Below are 16,094 nucleotides of genomic sequence, written 5' to 3'. Positions count from 1 at the left end.
CCAACGGTCTGCAGAAGAACATCTTCGACGTCGTCCGCTGACAGCACAGCGTGCCCGGGCACGACCCCGGCCGCGGTCGGGCACGGGGAGGACGGTTGTGATCGAACAGGGTGCCCGGTCGGGTGATCTTGGCTGGGTGGATGTATGAAGGCAGGGCCTCCGGTACAGCACGAGGGTTGCTGAAGCCAACTCGTGATCCTGGAGGCCCTGTTGATGCAGTTGTACGCGGTTTCGTCCTCGGGGTTCAACTCGGCGCCATCGGCGTGCGATTGCCTCGCGCACCGGTTCGGGAACGCGGCGGACCGGCCGGAGAGAGCGCGACGGTATCCCTCGGACATGACAGATACCGAGTGGGCGGTGGTACGTGCCGCTCTGCCGGTGCCAGCCTGGCTGGAGGGCCGGGGCGGGCAGCCAGAGGGCTACTGCCACCGGCAGATGCTCGACCAATGCCACGAAGTTAAGGGCCCGTTGGCGATGTCAAGACATCGGGGAGGGTGACCTTGTAGGTGTTCGGTGCCGTGCGGATGAGCCGGCCGTTGCGAGCCCAGTAGCAGAGTTGCGCGGTGAGGCTGCTGAGGGGGCGCCCTGCGGTGGCGAGGCCGAGGTGCTGTGCGATGTCGCGGGTGTGCATGGCCTCGTTGGAGTTCGCAGCTAGGATCTGGCAGACCAGGCCCCAGCGGCCCGAGGGGGCTCGGCCTGGATCGTGCGCACTGGGGAGGGCCGGGGGATGCACGGTGATCTTGATGCTGGTGATCGGTGTGCTGTCGCGTGGACGCCCGTCGCGGTTCCAGATGTTGTAGCGGGAGGTTCCGCACTTGACGATGCGGGTGGACAGTCGCATCCGGCGCCCGGGAAGCAGCGCGTGCAGGACGCGGGCGCCGATGTGTCCCATCAGGCCGTAGCTGGTCGGCCCCGTGGCCGCGCTCGCGCCGATGAGGCTCACGACCGTGTCACGTGCGGCCTCCAGAGCGACGGTGAAACCGGCCCGGTCGGGATCGTGGCCGGGCATTGTCTCCACCGCGGTCACCATGACCGAGCGCAGGGCCTGGTAGAGGGTGAGCAGTGCCCACATCTCCTGGGTGAGGCCCACCGGGTCCTTCGAGCGTAGAACCCGTCCTTTGAGCAGGGTGTGGCGGAGGGCCAGGTAGGTGATCTCGATTTCCCAGCGCTCGTGGTAGAGACGCACCAGGTGGTCGGCGGGATCGGTGTGGTGGTCGCTGAGCGTGGTCAGCAGGCGGTAGGTGCCGCCGAAGACGTCGCCGTCGGCGGTGCGTGAGCGGATGTCGGCCTCGATCACCCGTAGCGGGAGGCCCCCGATCTGGGTCAGGTAAGAACCGTCGGGCAGCAGTGCCAGCTGCTGGTGGCGCGTATCAGGAACTGCGCGCCCTGAGCTGCGATGTCTGCGAGCAGTTCGTTGCTGTCGAAGGCGCGGTCGGCCAGGAGGAGCATGTCCGGGGTCAGGTGGCCGACGAGGTCGTGGGCGTAGTCGGTCTCGCCCTTGGTAGCGGGACCGAAGACAGCTCCGATTAGGCCGCGGGTGCCGGTTTCGCACAGGGTCATGAGCATCAGCCGGGGATAAGCCCCCGGCCCGTAGCGGCGTTGGGTGCGGCCGAGCCAGGACCGGTTGGGCTCGTGGTCGGGGACGGACAGGCTCCCGCATCCGTCGAAGGCGACCGTGCGCCAGCAGCGGTAGCGCGACGGTGGTTGCGGTGGTCCAGGCCCTGGCTAGTGCTGATGGCCGTCATGACAGCCCGCACGGCAGGCAGGGGACAACCTCGCCGGTGGCGGTGAGCCAGCCGCCTCGGAGAGGCTACCGGCTGGGCGGCGGGGCCCGGCTGCGGGCCGGGGCTGCACGGGATGTGGTGATCGGCCGCCGGGCATGTGCGGGAGTACCCTTAACTATGAGTGACGCTGCTGTCCTGTCAGCGGCGGTCACGCGGCGGTGGGGCTCGCCGTACCCGAACCGCGGCACCTTCGGTGCCGCCAACAGTCCCTACTCGTGAAACTTCGTCTGCCCGTTTGTGGGCCCGCACGAGTAGGAGGGTTACGGCTTGAAAGGCAGTAAGCCGCAGGTCGCGGCGCACACCGATCTCCAGGCTGATCGGCTCACGCATGCACAGCGCCGTGGACATGCGGCGCGCAGGTTCTCTCTCTTCATGGACAACGTCGGGCACCCGGCCCCGGGCGGTCTGACGTTCACGGCTGGTGGCACCGCGAGCGGTGCGGGGTGCGGCGCGGCATGCAGCCGCGTGGCGGCACAGGAGGACATCATGAGGCTAATTGACAGGGCCCTGCGGCTGACGGTGTTCATCGAGGAATCCGACACCTGGAGGCACAGGCCGCTGGTTGCGGAGATCGTGCACCGGGCCCACCAGGCCGGACTGGCCGGCGCGTCCGTCTTCCGCGGAGTGGAGGGCTACGGGGCATCCACGGTCATCCACGCCTACCGGCTGTTGTCGGTCAAGCAGGATCTGCCGCTCGCGATCGTCATCGTCGACGAAGAGGAACGCATCCAACGCTTCCTGCCCACGCTGAAGGAACTGGTCACCGAGGGCCTGGTGATCGTCGAAGAGGTCGAGGTAGTCCGTATCGGCCAGACGCACGCCGACGCCGTCTGACGCGGCCGGCGCTGCGGGAGCGAACGGTGGCCCTAGCGGTGTCCGGATGGTGAGGGCGGGGCCTATCCGAACACCGCCTTGGCCACGGCCAAGCCGATGAACACCGCTCCGAGCCCGGCGATGACCGAAGCCGCCACGTTGGCGAACGCCAGGAACCTCGCGCCGGCCGCGGCCAGGCTCAGCGTTTCGTAGGAGAACGTCGAGTACGTGGTCAGCGCCCCGCATAGCCCCGTCCCCAGGAGCAGCTGCACGTCCTTCGACGCGGTGCCGGACAGCGCCGCCCCCGTCAGCACGCCGAGGATCACCGAGCCGGTGATGTTGGCGGCGAAGGTGCCCCAGGGGAAGACCGTGTCGTGGCGCGCCTGGACCGCCCGGTCGGTCAGATACCGCAGCGGGGCCCCGATGGCGCCGCCCAGCAGCACCAGCAGGAGCCTCATCGGCTCACGGCCTCCCGTCCCACGTAGTGCACCACCTGAACCTCCTCCAGGGTCACCAGGCCTTCGATGGCCAGTTCGTCCAGCTGTGGCAGGAAGGAACGGATCCGGTCTTCCTCGTCCACGATGACGACCGCGGTCGGCAGGTCGTCCGCCATCGACAGCAACCGGGTGGTGTGCACGATCGAGGACGCCCCGAACCCCTCCACCCCGCGGAAGACCGACGCCCCGGCCAGTCCCGCCGCGTGAGCACGATGCACGATCTCGGTGTAAAGCGGCTTGTGGTGCCAGGTGTCTGTGTCGTCCACGAAGACCGTCATGCGCAGTGCGCGACCAGTGAGCTTCATTACTGCATCCTTCCGGTCAGGGCGCGGCGCGCGGCCGCCACGCCGATCGTCACCGCGACCATCGCGGCCAGGACGGTCACCGCCAGGTAGGCCAGCGCAATACCGGCCCGCTCCTGGGCGACCAGGCGCTCGATGTCGGCGCAGTACGTGGAGAAGGTGGTGAATCCGCCCAGCACCCCGGTGCCGAAGAACGGCCGCAGCAGATGGTGCGGCGACCACACCTCGGTGACCGCCACCAGAAACACGCCGATGATCAGGCAGCCAACGACATTGATCCCCAGCGTCGTCCACGGAAACGCGCTGCTGCCGGTGGGCCACAGCTGCCCGGCCTCGTAGCGGGCGCCCGCCCCTACCGCCCCACCGACGGCGATCACAGAGAGCACCGCGAACTCCCGGCGGCGCGCTTCACGCCGCAGCTGCGCCTCCTCGCCTGCCGTAGCCCGCTCGGCCGGCCCGGCAACCGTCCTCGGCCCTCCGGCCACACTCCTCAGACCGCTACGCCCCGCGCGCCTCTGCACACCGACCACCGTGCACCCGCCCCTGCTCCAGGTGAGCAAGGACCGTCGTCGCGTCACTGCCGCCCTCCGGGCACCATCTACTGCGATCCCACCGATGCCGTACGACCACCCTAAACCTCGCCCCTGGGGATGCGCGGCATCATGCCTGTCGCCATGCATTGACCAACCGCCGTGCTGGCCGCCAGACCCGCACTCCCGTCTCGCAAACAACGAAGAGGGGGGCGGTCACGCCCCAAAGCTCACTCAGCGGCAACAAGACCTGGGCCAGGACAGGCCGGTGATCTCACCGGGAATTACCTATCTGCTGGTCGCCCTGCCGCCCGGGAGGAAAATTCGAACGGGACGGGACGAGCGCGGATCGCTCCAGCCGACGTATGCGACGTCCTCGACTCGGTCGTCCAGCTCTTCGATCCGACTACGCCGGGCCGGAGTCCCGTGCCCGTAGGTCTTGTTCCAGGTGGGACGTCCTGCTTGTCGGAATGGGCGATGACCGGCACCCCGTCGATGTGAGGGGTTACGCGTTCGTCGCCGGCTGGACCATCCGGCCCGGCCGGCTGCCACACAAAACCTTGTCGGTGAGATACCGCAGCGGGGCGCCGATCATGCCGCCCAGAAAGACCATGAGGACGGGCATCAGCGCATCTCCTCTCCGCCGGCAGGTCGAGGCACGCCGGTGAGATGGCAGACCGCCTGCAGCGGCTCCAGGGTGACCAGCGCCTCGGGGGCGACGTCGCGGACCTGTGGGAGGAAGGCACGCACGCGGTCCTCCTCGTCGATAACCACGACGGTCAGGGGGAGGTCTTCGGCGAGGTCGAGCAGGCGGGTGGTGTGCACGAGCGAGGAGGCACCGAAGCCCTCGAAGCCGCGGAAGACGCTGGCGCCGGCGAGCCCGGCGCGGTGCGCGCGGTGGAAGATCTCGGTGTAGGCCGGCTTGTGGTGGTACTGGTCCCACTCGCCGAGGTAGACGGTCATGCGCAGGACCGGGCCTTTGAGGGGCGCACGGGGCACGCGCGGAGGGAGGTCGTCGTCCCGGTGGTGGTGCCGGGGAAGGTGCGGGGTCATCGCAAGCTTCCTTTCCGGGGAGGATCGCCGGGGTGGGGCGGATGGCCGCAGGCGGGGGCGTTCACCACTCGTGCGCATCGCGGCTGGCCCCGGCGGAGATATCGACGACCTCGACGGGTTGGAGGGTCGCCAGCAGAACCGCCTGCATACGGTCCAGGCGGGTCAAGAAGGCCTGCAGGACGACCATGTCGTCGACGAGGACGATCTCGGCCGGTAGATGTTGAACAAGCGGGAGCACACTCTGCCTGCGTACGGTGCCGGCATCGCCGAACCCAGCAATAGCACAGCGCACGCTCGCCCCCCGCAGCTTGCCTTCCCACGCACGGTGCACGACCTCCTCGACCAGCGACCGACCCCGCCACTGCCGCGCTTCATCGAGGTAGATCGTCAGCCGGCCCCAGCCGGCCGATGAGGACATCACGCCTCCTCCCTTCGGCAGAGCGGGACACGCCTGTGGCTCCAGGCGCGGGAGATGCCCACTCCCAGGGTGCACCGGGTACGTCCCCGGGTGCCAGTGCGGCGGGGGAGACGTTCCTCCTTGCGTCACCGCCCCCGCTCGGCTGGACCTGACTCGCAAGCCCGGCACCGGGTGGACGGCTGGGCCAGCGGGCCGGCCAGCACGTCGAACAGTCTCTTGAGCGGGGCCACGCCGACCCGCCGACGCAGGTCGCGAAGTGCCTTCTCCGACGGCTGCGGCACTCTGGCTGCCAGTCCCGCCACGAGTTTGCTCCACACCAGCCCGGCACCCAGATGCTCGTACAGCCCGAGCGCGAGCACGAAGTACACCCCGACGCGAGAGGGGAGGCTCCGCAGTCGCCGCTCGCGTGCCCCGGTCTCGTTCAGTACGGCATCTACCAACTCGGGCGGGATGACCTGCGTTAACTCACCAATGTGACCAGGCGCGAACACGTCATCGGTTCCGCCCGTGACAGACTGGGGCACTGGGCCTCTGCTTTCTCAGGAAGATCTTGGTCGATCCCCTGGATAGCAGAGGCCCCTTCGCGTCGCACCCGCCCTTGACATCGCCAACGGGCCCTTAACTTCGTGGCATTGGATGCTCGACGCTATCCGCTACGTCGTCGACAACGGCATCAAGTGGCGCTCGATGCCCGTCGACTTCCCCGCCTGGGACCGCGTGTATGCCTTCTTCCGCAGGTGGCGGAAGAACGGCCTGGTCAAGGAGCTCCACGACCGGCTGCGCGGGAAGGTCCGCGAGGCCGAGGGCCGCCAAGTGGAGCCAACTGCGGAGATCATCGACTCGCAGTCGGTCAAGGGCGCCGCCTCCGTGCCGGCCGTCTCACGCGGCTACGACGGCGGCAAGAAGATCAACGGAAGGCGGCGGCACGTGATCACGGACTGTCTCGGCCTGCTGCTGATGGTGCTGGTGACCGCCGCTGATGTCACCGACCGCCGGGCCGCCCAGGCCCTGCTGCCCCACCTGCACGGGCAGTTCCGCAAGATCTCGCTCGTGTGGGCCGACGGCGGCTACACCGGCCTACTTGTCGACTGGGCGAAGGAGAAACTCCAGCTCACCCTGCAGATCGTCAAGCGGAGCGACGACATGACCGGCTTCGTGGTGCTGCCGAGACGGTGGGTGGTGGAGCGCACTCTGGGTTGGCTGTTGCGCTCGAGACGTCTGGCCCGGGACTACGAGAAACTACCCGCCAGCAGCGAAGCCTTCATCTACTTCTCGGCGGCCATGCTCATGAGCCGCCGCCTCGCCCGCCCGGCCCACCAGCCCGCGCCGGGGCAGGAACAGCCCCGATGGGCCGCCGTGGCATAAACCGGCCCGACGGCGACACAGCCAGCCAGCCCCGCTCGACCAGACGCTTCGCTTTGGATCGCACTCCCTCGATCTTCGCCGGCACCAACTCCAGCCCCAGCCCGGCCGCCAGCTCCTTCGCCAGCACCCCCTCACCGTCGCCCGGACCGGACTCCAGCAACGACACGATCCGCCGGTAGTCCGGCGCGAGCGCCTCCACGGTCATTCCCTCCTCACACCGCGGCACGATGGACCCGGCAACCGGGACCCTCGCCACTGTGACCGCCGGCGCCGGATCCTGCACCTTCTGAACAGGCCCGCCTGCCTCAGCGCCGCCAGCAGCCAGGGCCTCGGCCAGCTCCGCCCGAGCAATCACCCGGCGTTCCCACAGCGCCTCGGCCACGCCGAGTTCAGCCAGAACCCGGTCCGCCTCCGCCTGAAGCTCCTCCACCCGCACCCGGGCCGCCGCCTCCCGCTCTTCCAGCAAACCCATCACCGACGCCATCGTCTGCCTCCGCATCGTCGAGACCGAACAGAACGTCCGAACCCTCCCGCGACGACACCAGAACTACGCCTGACCAGCAGGAATTCAACGATCACATCCGGCAGTTGCCGGTCGCCCCTCCGGTTCAGCCGGTGGCGGTTGGTCAGGCCGGAGGACGCGGGGATCGCCGACGTGCCGGCGAACGCCGCAAACGCAGCCTCGGACCGGAAGCGGCCCGGGTGCGACCAGCTCACCAGGATCTGACCCGCGCTGATCGGACCCACGCCGGGCAGCCGCAGCAGCTCGGGCGCCATCGCCTCGACCAGCACGACGATCTCGGCCTCCAGCTTCTCCGCCTCCGCTCGCAACGCCTGGACCCGAACGGCGGTGGACCGCAGTGCACGCGCGGTCATCCGGTGCTCGATGGTCCGGATCGGCCGCTCCCGGAGCTTGGCGCAGTGCTATATCACCGCCTTGCGGCCCTTGCCGCGCAGCTCGGCCCGCAGGTCCTCGGGCGCGGACACGATCGGCGCCTTGAGGTGATTGATCGCCGCCGCGCACGAGGTGACGGCGCCCTGACGGGTGGCCAGCAGGACCCGCAGCGCCTCGAGTTCGCCGCGGCGACGCGGGTGAATCAGGTGCTCGGCGGTCAGCGCCTCCAGTCGGCATCAGGCTACCCTCGGCCCGTCTTCGACTAGCAAAAATCCAGACATAGAAGACTTATCGGAGAATCGCCGTTCCCAGGATGTTCCCATCTGGGCGCAGAAAAAGCCCCCCACGATCTTCGTGGGGGGCTTTCAAGGCTCTGACCTGGGCTTTCTTGAGCCGCCTTCGGGATTCGAACCCGAGACCTACGCATTACGAGTCAGCACATGATCATCCCGATCTTGATCAACATTGCCCAGATCTGGGGAAAGTGCCAGGTCAGACAGGGTGCCGGTACTCGCTCCTGCTGGGTCTTGCCGCATCGTTCCTGATCCGTCTGTTCCCACGAGGTTCCCATCAGTTCCCGTGCGGCAGCCCCAGAACCGTGATGAACGGCAGCGCCGCTGCTGGGAGTAGGGAGCTGAACCGGGGAGCTTCGCACCCGCATCGAGATGAACGCGGGTTCATATCCCCTGCGCCCGGGGGTTGAGCCAGTGACCGTTTTCGCAGGTCAGCCGCCTCCTCGTAGATTACCCCCTGAACCGGGCGAACCGCAGGACGGCGCGAGCCTGATCACCGTCAGGGTGAGCCCGGCCCAGACCAGCGGAAACAGCCGCGGTACGTCACCACGGTGCGGCCCGGCCGCACAACGCTGCACGGCCCCTGCCACACGGTGCAGGGCCGCCGCCCACAGCACAGGCACGACGCACACCGGGAAGACTCGGCAGAACAATCCTTGGCCACGGGCGGCTTCCGTCCCACAGCCCGGAAGCGAGTCGCGACAGCCTGTGCCCGAACCGGTCGTCCGGGCAACCGTCTTGGAACGAATGCCTGGATCGGCACACCAGAGCAAGGCATGCCGGAACGTACGAGCCCGTCCGGCCCTGGCAGGAAGAACCCCTTCGGGGGTAACGCCGACAGGGCCGAAACAAGTGCCGGGCTGTAAGCGGGATCACCGTAGAGATCGGATCTGGCGATCTAACGTCGCAACATGGACTCCCGTGACCTGTCCGGAGGTGGAAGATGATGATGCGTGCTGTGTGGCGCGGTGCGGTGCTGGCGGAGGCGGAGCGCACCGTGGTGGTCGAGGGCAATCACTACTTCCCGCCCGAGTCGCTGCACCGTGAGTACTTCACCGAGAGCCGGGCGAAGTCGCTGTGCTTCTGGAAGGGGCTGGCCCGCTACTACACGGTCACGGTCGACGGGCAGGTCAATGCGAATGCCGCCTGGTACTACCCGCACCCCACCCCGCCGGCGAAGAAGATCAAGAACCGTGTCGCGTTCTGGAACGGCGTCACGTTCGAAGCGCCGCCGGAGACCCGCCGGTGAGCGCCCAGCGGCTTGTGCGCCTCGCGGCGTGGACCGCCGGTGCCTCGGGTGCAGTGGCCGCGGCCTATCTCGGGCTGGTGAGCGGCGCTCTGCCCGTCGATGTGGGCGTCGGGCGGCGCACACGCGCCCTGGGCCCGCAGACCGTCGACATCACCGCGCCCAGGGATGTGGTCTTCGATGTGATCGCCCAGCCGTATCTCGGGCGGGCCACACGGGCGATGCGGGAGAAGGTGAACGTGCTGGAGCGGGGCAGCGACATGGTGCTCGCCGCGCACCACACTCCCGTGGCAGGCGGGCGGCTGACCGCGACCACCGTGGAGACTGTGCGGTTCACCCGGCCCGAGCGGGTCGACTTCCGTCTGGTGCGCGGGCCGGTGCCGCATGTCGTCGAGGCGTTCGTCCTCACCGAGCACGAGTCCGGCACGCGGCTGGTGTACGAAGGGGTGCTGGGCACCGACCTGTGGGGGCTGGGGCAACGCTGGGGGCAACTGGTCGCCGGCCGCTGGGAGGAGACGGTCGCGGGTTCGCTGGCATCGGTCAAGGAGGAGGCGGAGCGCAGAGCCCGTCGGTGACGGCATGGCATGACGTGTCATGTCATGCCTTGGCCGCCGATCGAGTTGAGGGCAGCGTTCACCGTCTTGCTGAGCTCCTGTGCATCGGCGCCCGCGCGGGAGCGCAGATTGACCCCGTGCGCGAGGAGCGCCAGCACGTCGGCCGCCGTACCCGGATCGGCGCCCGGGCCCAACTGCCCCTGTGCACGGGCTGCAAGGAGCGCCGCGTGCAGGGCGTCCCGCAGGCGCTGATGCTGCCGGTCGAAGATGGTGCGTACGTCGGGGTCGCCGTTCTCGGTGCCTGCGTGCGCGTTGGAGATCATGCAGCCCCATTGGGCGTAGGGTCCCGAACAGCGGGTCTCGATCAGCCCGTTGAAGAACTCGGTGATGGCGGGAAGGCCCCGGGCGTCGTCGGCGAGGCGGCCGAGGCTGGGCCGGGAGCGGTCCTCGACGGGAGCTGGCCGACTCCGGCCAGGCCGACCGCGCGCTGGCCGTGGGCGCGGCCGCCCCCGGCTGCAGCCTGCCCTCGGCGAGCGGGAAGCCCGTCGCCCGGGCACCCTCGCACCCTGCCGCTGCCCGCCACCTACGTCATCGACCGCGACAGCACCATCCGCTGGGCCTTTGTCGCCACCGACTACACCACCCGCGCCGAACCTGTATCCCGATCGCGTCACCGACGTCCTGAATGGGCTTCCTTCGGAGGGAGCCCGGACGTCGCTCCGCTTGAGGCTGGCACGGGCCGTGCACGCAAAGGACCCCAGCGGTTTGGCCGGGGTCCTGTCTGGCGGCAGCGACGGTCAGTGGCTGGCGAGTTCGCCGCTGAGCTTGCCGTGGATGTCGGCACTGGGGTCATTCAGGCCGGTGATCTCGACGGTCTTGCCGCGCTGGGCGTACTTGGTCTCGATCGCGTCGAGGGCGGCGACGGAGGAGGCGTCCCAGATGTGGGCGGAGGAGAGGTCGATGACGACCTTGTCCGGGTCGGTGGCGTAGTTGAACTGGCCAACGAGGTCGTTGGAGGAGGCGAAGAACAGCTCACCGGTGACCAAGTAGACGACGGTGGTTCCGTCGGGGTCGGTGACAGAGGTGACGTTGGCCAGGTGCGCGACCCGCTTGGCGAAGATGACCATGGCGGTGATCGAGCCGACGACGACGCCGATAGCGAGATTGTGGGTGGTGACGACACCGGCGACGGTGACGACCATGACGGTGATCTCGCCCAGAGGCATCCGCGTGAGAGTCTTGGGTGCGATGGAGTGCCAGTCGAAGGTCGCGAACGACACCATGATCATGACGGCGACGAGGGCGGCCATGGGGATGTCGGAGACGACCGGGCCGAAGGCGATGCACAGGACCATCAGGAACGCGCCGGCCAGGAAGGTGGACAGGCGGGTGCGGGCGCCGGAGACCTTCACGTTGATCATGGTCTGGCCGATCATGGCGCAGCCGCCCATGCCGCCGAAGAAGCCGGTGACGATGTTGGCGATGCCCTGGCCGATCGACTCGCGGGTCTTGTTCGAGTGGGTGTCGGTGATGTCGTCGACGAGCTTGGCGGTCATCAGGGACTCCATCAGGCCGACGAGCGCCATCGCGAAGGCGTACGGGGCGATGGTGGTCAGCGTGTCGAGCGTGAACGGCACGTCGGGCAGGCCGGGCACCGGCAGCGAGGAGGGCAGGGCGCCCTTGTCGCCGACGGTCGGCACCGCGATGGCCGCGCCGACCGTGATGACGGTCAGGATGACGATGGAGACGAGCGGCGCCGGGATCACCGTGGTGATCTTCGGGAAGAACACCATGAGCGCCAGACCGCCGATGATCAGCGGATAGACGGCCCAGGGGACGTTCCGCATTTCGGGGACCTGGGCCATGAAGATCAGGATGGCCAGGGAGTTGACGAAGCCGACCATCACCGAGCGAGGGATGAACCTCATCAGCTTCGCCACCCCGAGCGCCCCCAGGGCGACCTGGAAGATGCCGGCCAGGATGACGGCGGCGATCAGGTAGCCGAGGCCGTGTTCGCGGTTCAGGGGTGCGATGACGAGCGCGATCGCGCCGGTCGCCGCCGAGATCATGGCCCGACGGCCGCCGACGATGGAGATGACGACGGCCATGGTGAAGGAGGCGAACAGGCCGATCGCCGGGTCGACCCCGGCGATGATCGAGAAGGAGATCGCCTCGGGGATCAGGGCGAGGGCAACGACGAGGCCGGCCAGGACCTCGGTGCGCCAGACCTTCGGGTCGGAGAGCCAGTCGGGGCGCAGGCCGCGCAGCCGCGCGGCCGGGGTGAGGGCGGAAGAAGACAAGGAAGCAGGTACCTGTCGTACTCAGGCACACCCACGCCGGCAGGCCGGGGCGTGCGGGAGGACGCGGAGGGGCCGGGCGGCACCCCGCGGACGGCCCGCAAGGTCGGGCCGGAAGTCATGAGGGACGGAGCGGGGGCCGGGAAAAATGGGCGGCTGGCACTCTCGTCAGGGGCGAAGCGTCACGGCGGGCAGGCGGCGGCACTGGGCATCGTGGGCTGGCGCACGCTCTCTCCTGCAAGAATCGGAACTTCACCGGGGGCACCATCGGCCCCGACACGGTTGAAGCGAGGCAGCTCCACACCGCCCTCGCCACCAGCAACTCTACCCTAACGTTAGAGTAGAGGCTGCTGAGGTAGTAGGGGCTGCGGCCCACCAGGAACGAGAAGGCCAGAGGATCACGGGCGTGGACGGCAAGCACATGCAGATCGGCGAGGTCGCCGCGCGGACCGAACTGTCCCTGCGCACCATCCGGCATTACGAGGAGACCGGGCTCGTCGTCCCCTCCGCTCGCTCGCAGGGCGGATTCCGCCTCTACACCGAGAGTGACGTGCAGCGGCTCATGGTCATCCGCCGGATGAAGCCGCTCGGCTTCACCCTCGACCAGATGCGCGACCTGCTCGACGCCACCGACCGCCTCGACGCCGACAGCGACCTCGACTCCAGCGAACGCGACGTCCTGCTGGACCGCGTACGCGAGTACGAGCAGGCCGCCGCGGAACAGGTCGACAAGCTCCGCGTTCAGCTCTCCCGCGCCGAGGACTTCGCCGCCACCCTCCGCACCCGCCTGCGACAGGACACCCCGGCCCCCTCCGCCGTACGGTCCTGACCGACTGCACCGGTTTCCGAGGGCGGGTAGCGGGGCGCGGGAGGACTGAACTCAGAGAAGGTCGCTCGGAGCACTCTGATCCGCTTCCAGGTGGCTGGCCATGAGGTTGCGGGCGGCGTTCGCGTACCGGACAGCACGTCCGTCTCGAAGTCCTCGATCGCCTGGCCATCTGGGTCAAAGGGACGCCGGATCTCCCGCACCACCGTCAGCGCCACACCATCACCCACCGAAGTTCGTCCCAGACAGCAGAACTTCAGGATTCTTGAAGGAGCCTCAGCACCATTGCGAAACCCTCATAGTGCCCCGAACAAGTGACGGCCCAACGTCTCCGCACGTCGCAGGCACCCGCACCTGCCCGCCGTTCGTCCGTCCGTCAGCGGCGCAGCAGATGCCGCACGGCGACGATCCCCTGCATCGCGGCGGCCGGGCCCAGCAGCGCGGGGCGGGGCCGCTCCGGCATCGTGCCGCGGCTGATGGCGAGGGCGCTGACCGTGGCGACCGGTAGCGCCCACGCGGCGATCGCCGCCGCCCGTACCGCACGGCTGGGTTCGTGCCGCAGGACGAGCCAGGTCCAGAACGCCGCGTCGGCGAAGGAGTCGGCGTAATCGCCGAACGGGGACACGGTGGCTTGGTGGCGGGCCAGGTGGCCGTCGGCGAGGTCCGAGGCGATCGCCAGCACGCCCGAGAAGCGACTCGACCCCACGGTCGTGGCGGGGAGGTTGCCGCGCAGCAGGGTGAGCGCATCGGCCGGCGAGAGACGGTCGCGGTGCTCCAGCAGGCCCAGATGGAGGGCGCCCAGAGTCCAGCTGGTCGCCACCCATCTCCGCCCCTCCTGGGTTTGGGTGAGGGCGAGCAGCATTCCGTGCAGGGCGGTGATCTGTGCGAGCGCCCGGGGGCGGCAGGCCGCCTGCCGTACTGACCGGTCCGCGGCCTGCCACAGGAAACGTGCGACGGCGTGAGGTCTCCAGCGATCCTGTTTCAGCGCCCCCAGCAGGGCGTTGGTCGCGGCGCGGCTGTCGGTGAGGTCGGATACAGGCACGACGGCCGGCCTTTCTTCGGGCGCGCGGGATGCGGTGCGCTCACGGTAGGCGCTCGCCCCGGGGCCGGAACGTGAGCGTGCTCAGTGCCGTTCCGCAGCGCAATATCCTGGAAACAGGAGGCCCGCCATGCCGTCACTGCGCATCGGACACGCCGAGCGGGAACAAGCCCTCGAACGCCTCAAGACGGCGTACGCCGAGGGCCGATTGGACGAGCCGGAATTCGAGGACCGCGCCGGACGGGCCATGCGAGCTCGCTCTCAGGACGAGCTGAGCCCACTGCTGGACAATCTGCCCGCGGACGCGGCCGAGCCCTCCGGTGTCGGCCCCGCGTCGCTGCGCGAGCGCGTAGGCGACCGGTTGGTCCGGGCGCTGCGGTGTGCGGTGTTCTGCTGGCTGCCCCCACCACACGCACGCGATTGATCCCCGGAAAGGGGTTTCCCGGCACTTATCGTTCCGGACGATCACTGCTCTGCTCGGGGATGGGTGATTCCCCGGCCTGGACGGTGTATGGGGTTGTGTCCAGCCGGGACGTACCCCACACCAGCGTGCTGATCAGCATTACCAGCGTGAGCGGATAGAACACCGGGCGCAGCGGGATCAGCACCGGCAGGAGTGCTGCGGCGGTGCCGGCGCCGAGGACGAGCAGGAGCGTCGGTACGCAGCAGGCGAAGCCGAGGAGGAACGCCGGGAGGACGCCGAGCAGCCGCGCGTACCTGGTGCGTCGGCAGGAGGCCACCTGCCGTGCCGCCAGCCCGGCGACCGCGATGTTACAGCCGACGAGCGCGGCGACGACCGCGCCGAGCAGCAGGTTCACCGGGCTGAGGAACACCGCCGCGTGCGGCGTCGAATGGAGCGCGAGCACCGGCTCGAACAGGTACGGCGCCCGCGTTTGGAAGAGCTGCCCAGGGGCGGACTGGAAGACGGGCACGCCGGTGAACCGGCCGGAGGCCGACACCGCGAGATCACCGATGGAGAACAGGTACGCCACCAGCACCAGCGCCGCAGCCGCCAGTGCGACCCGCCGGTGACGGCGTACGGCGAGAGCGGCGCGCGCCCGGCGAGGAGTGGCCACGGTGGCGGCGAGGGTGGCGTCCCAGGCATCGCCTGCCCTGGCGAGCGTGGTCAGGAGCCTGTTCATTGCCGGACTTGGGTGTTCGGGTAGAAGGCGTACCAGGCGAACCACATGGAGTCGAGGAAGTCTGCGGGCTCCCACTTCTCGCCGACGCGCTGGAGGACACGGGCCGTGTCGAGCCTCTCGTCCCAGCGCGCGACGACCTGTGTGCCCGCGACTTCGCCGTGCACAGTCTGGGCCTTGCGGACGAGGTCTTTGTGGATCGCCAGCCGCTGCTCGCCGACCCGTACGCCGATCACGACGTCCTTGTCGGGGAAGCGGTCGCTGGTGGCCAGTACCGGGAAGAACGGGCGGCCCTTGACGTAGTAGCCGCTGCGATCCGGGTAGGAGCCGTAGGGATCGCTGCCGTAACTGCGCAGGGCGCCGGTGTCGGTGGACAACACGCGGGTGTCGGGATGCGCGGTGCGCCAGTCCTTCCAGGTGGTCCACACCAGGGGGACGGTGTCCAGCTTCGTGCCTTTGAGCGGGCCGCTGATCGCGGTGCCGAGCAGCTGGGGCCACTCGGAGCCGGTCTGCCGGTCGTACATCAGCAGGTTGGAGTTGACGAGTTTGCCGGTGGTGCCGAACGTCAGCTCCGGTGTGCCGGGCGGCGTGCGGAATCCGATCACCGTGCCGGTGAGCGGGCAGTAGGTGACCGCCAGCGGCTCACCGGCCACGGTGTCGTTGACGATCTCGTGCCATACCAGCACCTGCTGCGGATAGGCCCGTACCTCTCCGCGGTACTCCAGTCCGAACACCGGCTCGTCGTCCGCGAGGAAGCCCGCCTCGCGCGCCGCGACGAACCGGGGCCGGTCGACGGAGGGGATCCCGTCCTTGCCCGGTCCGCCGGAGACCGCCGCACCGGCCAGTGTCTCCAGCGACGGATCCTGGCCCGGCTGCACTGCTGGCACCGTCTCGGACGGGCGGTCGGAGATGGCCTGCCAGCCGATGACGCCTCCGCCCAGGAGCAGGACGACGACTCCCCCGATCACCCCGGCGCCCTTGATGACCTGCCGACGATCTGGCTTGGGCTTGTTCTGAGCGTTCACCGGGCATCACCCCTGACC

General features: G+C 69.0%; 20 protein-coding genes and 2 pseudogenes. 7 read left to right on the top strand and 15 right to left on the bottom strand.

Annotation, left to right across the window (positions count from 1 at the left end):
* Positions 1-457: 457 nt before the first annotated feature.
* On the bottom strand, positions 458-1,297 hold the full coding sequence (locus J7E87_RS21195; protein WP_251017728.1) for a hypothetical protein: 840 nt from the start codon (positions 1,295-1,297) through the stop codon (positions 458-460).
* A gap of 26 nt (positions 1,298-1,323) precedes the next feature.
* A complete protein-coding gene (locus J7E87_RS35225) occupies positions 1,324-1,566 on the bottom strand; it encodes a transposase (protein WP_251017727.1) in 243 nt (80 codons plus the stop codon).
* A 701-nt stretch (positions 1,567-2,267) separates the two neighbouring features.
* Between J7E87_RS35225 and J7E87_RS21190 the strand changes: the two genes are divergently transcribed.
* Positions 2,268-2,618: a DUF190 domain-containing protein gene (locus J7E87_RS21190; RefSeq protein WP_374195205.1), complete on the top strand. Its 351-nt coding sequence runs from the start codon at positions 2,268-2,270 to the stop codon at positions 2,616-2,618.
* A 62-nt stretch (positions 2,619-2,680) separates the two neighbouring features.
* Here J7E87_RS21190 and crcB (J7E87_RS21185) read toward each other — a convergent pair whose 3' ends face one another.
* The 6 genes and pseudogenes from crcB (J7E87_RS21185) to J7E87_RS21160 all read right to left on the bottom strand — a co-directional run.
* Positions 2,681-3,055 (bottom strand): fluoride efflux transporter CrcB, encoded by a 375-nt coding sequence (crcB, locus tag J7E87_RS21185; protein WP_215096035.1) that lies wholly within the window; start codon positions 3,053-3,055, stop codon positions 2,681-2,683.
* Positions 3,052-3,399, bottom strand: a complete 348-nt coding sequence (locus tag J7E87_RS21180) for a DUF190 domain-containing protein (protein WP_121413739.1) — start codon at positions 3,397-3,399, stop codon at positions 3,052-3,054. The genes crcB (J7E87_RS21185) and J7E87_RS21180 overlap by 4 nt, the downstream gene beginning before the upstream one ends.
* Positions 3,399-3,881, bottom strand: coding sequence for a fluoride efflux transporter CrcB (crcB, locus tag J7E87_RS35220; protein WP_374195202.1), 483 nt, complete (start codon positions 3,879-3,881; stop codon positions 3,399-3,401). The genes J7E87_RS21180 and crcB (J7E87_RS35220) overlap by 1 nt, the downstream gene beginning before the upstream one ends.
* 669 nt (positions 3,882-4,550) lie before the next feature.
* The gene (locus J7E87_RS21170) at positions 4,551-4,889 is read right to left on the bottom strand and encodes a DUF190 domain-containing protein (RefSeq protein WP_251017782.1); all 339 of its coding nucleotides are present in this window, start codon (positions 4,887-4,889) and stop codon (positions 4,551-4,553) included.
* Between the two features lie 151 nt (positions 4,890-5,040).
* Positions 5,041-5,397 (bottom strand): DUF190 domain-containing protein, encoded by a 357-nt coding sequence (locus J7E87_RS21165; RefSeq protein ID WP_215096032.1) that lies wholly within the window; start codon positions 5,395-5,397, stop codon positions 5,041-5,043.
* A gap of 170 nt (positions 5,398-5,567) precedes the next feature.
* Positions 5,568-5,921, bottom strand: a pseudogene (locus J7E87_RS21160) (transposase domain-containing protein); the annotation flags it as partial.
* A gap of 112 nt (positions 5,922-6,033) precedes the next feature.
* On the opposite strand from J7E87_RS21160, the gene J7E87_RS21155 reads away from it, so the two are divergent.
* Positions 6,034-6,762 (top strand): IS5 family transposase, encoded by a 729-nt coding sequence (locus J7E87_RS21155; RefSeq protein ID WP_251017726.1) that lies wholly within the window; start codon positions 6,034-6,036, stop codon positions 6,760-6,762.
* On the opposite strand, the gene J7E87_RS21150 is transcribed toward J7E87_RS21155, so the two are convergent.
* Together J7E87_RS21150 and J7E87_RS35215 are read right to left on the bottom strand one after the other, a co-directional pair.
* Positions 6,683-7,246: a hypothetical protein gene (locus tag J7E87_RS21150; protein WP_215096031.1), complete on the bottom strand. Its 564-nt coding sequence runs from the start codon at positions 7,244-7,246 to the stop codon at positions 6,683-6,685. The two genes, J7E87_RS21155 and J7E87_RS21150, sit on opposite strands and share 80 nt — an antisense overlap.
* Positions 7,234-7,638, bottom strand: a complete 405-nt coding sequence (locus tag J7E87_RS35215) for a transposase (RefSeq protein WP_251017725.1) — start codon at positions 7,636-7,638, stop codon at positions 7,234-7,236. Before J7E87_RS35215 ends, J7E87_RS21150 begins: the two co-directional genes overlap by 13 nt.
* Positions 7,639-8,893: 1,255 nt before the next feature.
* On the opposite strand from J7E87_RS35215, the gene J7E87_RS21140 reads away from it, so the two are divergent.
* Positions 8,894-9,199 (top strand): DUF427 domain-containing protein, encoded by a 306-nt coding sequence (locus J7E87_RS21140; RefSeq protein ID WP_251017724.1) that lies wholly within the window; start codon positions 8,894-8,896, stop codon positions 9,197-9,199.
* Entirely contained in the window at positions 9,196-9,771 is a 576-nt protein-coding gene (locus J7E87_RS21135) for an SRPBCC family protein (protein ID WP_251017723.1), read from the top strand. Before J7E87_RS21140 ends, J7E87_RS21135 begins: the two co-directional genes overlap by 4 nt.
* A gap of 17 nt (positions 9,772-9,788) precedes the next feature.
* Here the strand turns inward: J7E87_RS21135 and J7E87_RS36530 are convergent, their stop codons facing one another.
* Positions 9,789-10,307: a TetR family transcriptional regulator C-terminal domain-containing protein gene (locus J7E87_RS36530; protein WP_374195201.1), complete on the bottom strand. Its 519-nt coding sequence runs from the start codon at positions 10,305-10,307 to the stop codon at positions 9,789-9,791.
* Here J7E87_RS36530 and J7E87_RS35210 point away from each other — a divergent pair.
* A pseudogene (locus J7E87_RS35210) lies at positions 10,302-10,406 on the top strand (AhpC/TSA family protein); the annotation flags it as partial. The gene J7E87_RS36530 and the pseudogene J7E87_RS35210 sit on opposite strands and share 6 nt — an antisense overlap.
* Before the next feature lie 141 nt (positions 10,407-10,547).
* Here the strand turns inward: J7E87_RS35210 and J7E87_RS21125 are convergent.
* Positions 10,548-12,050 (bottom strand): SulP family inorganic anion transporter, encoded by a 1,503-nt coding sequence (locus J7E87_RS21125; RefSeq protein WP_215096029.1) that lies wholly within the window; start codon positions 12,048-12,050, stop codon positions 10,548-10,550.
* A 403-nt stretch (positions 12,051-12,453) separates the two neighbouring features.
* Between J7E87_RS21125 and J7E87_RS21120 the strand changes: the two genes are divergently transcribed.
* Entirely contained in the window at positions 12,454-12,876 is a 423-nt protein-coding gene (locus J7E87_RS21120) for a MerR family transcriptional regulator (protein ID WP_215096028.1), read from the top strand.
* 373 nt (positions 12,877-13,249) lie between these two features.
* On the opposite strand, the gene J7E87_RS21115 is transcribed toward J7E87_RS21120, so the two are convergent.
* Complete coding sequence (locus J7E87_RS21115; protein WP_215096027.1) at positions 13,250-13,915, bottom strand: CDP-alcohol phosphatidyltransferase family protein; 666 nt, start codon at positions 13,913-13,915, stop codon at positions 13,250-13,252.
* Positions 13,916-14,042: 127 nt separating this feature from the next.
* Between J7E87_RS21115 and J7E87_RS21110 the strand changes: the two genes are divergently transcribed.
* Positions 14,043-14,336, top strand: coding sequence for a DUF1707 domain-containing protein (locus tag J7E87_RS21110; RefSeq protein WP_215096026.1), 294 nt, complete (start codon positions 14,043-14,045; stop codon positions 14,334-14,336).
* Between the two features lie 25 nt (positions 14,337-14,361).
* Here the strand turns inward: J7E87_RS21110 and J7E87_RS21105 are convergent, their stop codons facing one another.
* Both J7E87_RS21105 and J7E87_RS21100 read right to left on the bottom strand, forming a co-directional pair.
* Positions 14,362-15,054, bottom strand: a complete 693-nt coding sequence (locus J7E87_RS21105) for a hypothetical protein (protein ID WP_251017722.1) — start codon at positions 15,052-15,054, stop codon at positions 14,362-14,364.
* Entirely contained in the window at positions 15,051-16,076 is a 1,026-nt protein-coding gene (locus tag J7E87_RS21100; protein ID WP_215096025.1) for a DUF3179 domain-containing protein, read from the bottom strand. The genes J7E87_RS21105 and J7E87_RS21100 overlap by 4 nt, the downstream gene beginning before the upstream one ends.
* Positions 16,077-16,094 lie beyond the last annotated feature (18 nt).

This window comes from Streptomyces sp. ISL-1 (genome assembly GCF_018614585.1).
Lineage (GTDB): Bacteria > Actinomycetota > Actinomycetes > Streptomycetales > Streptomycetaceae > Streptomyces > Streptomyces maoxianensis.
The sequence above is the reverse complement of the archived record's forward strand: the minus strand, read 5'-3'. Positions and strand labels throughout refer to the sequence as shown.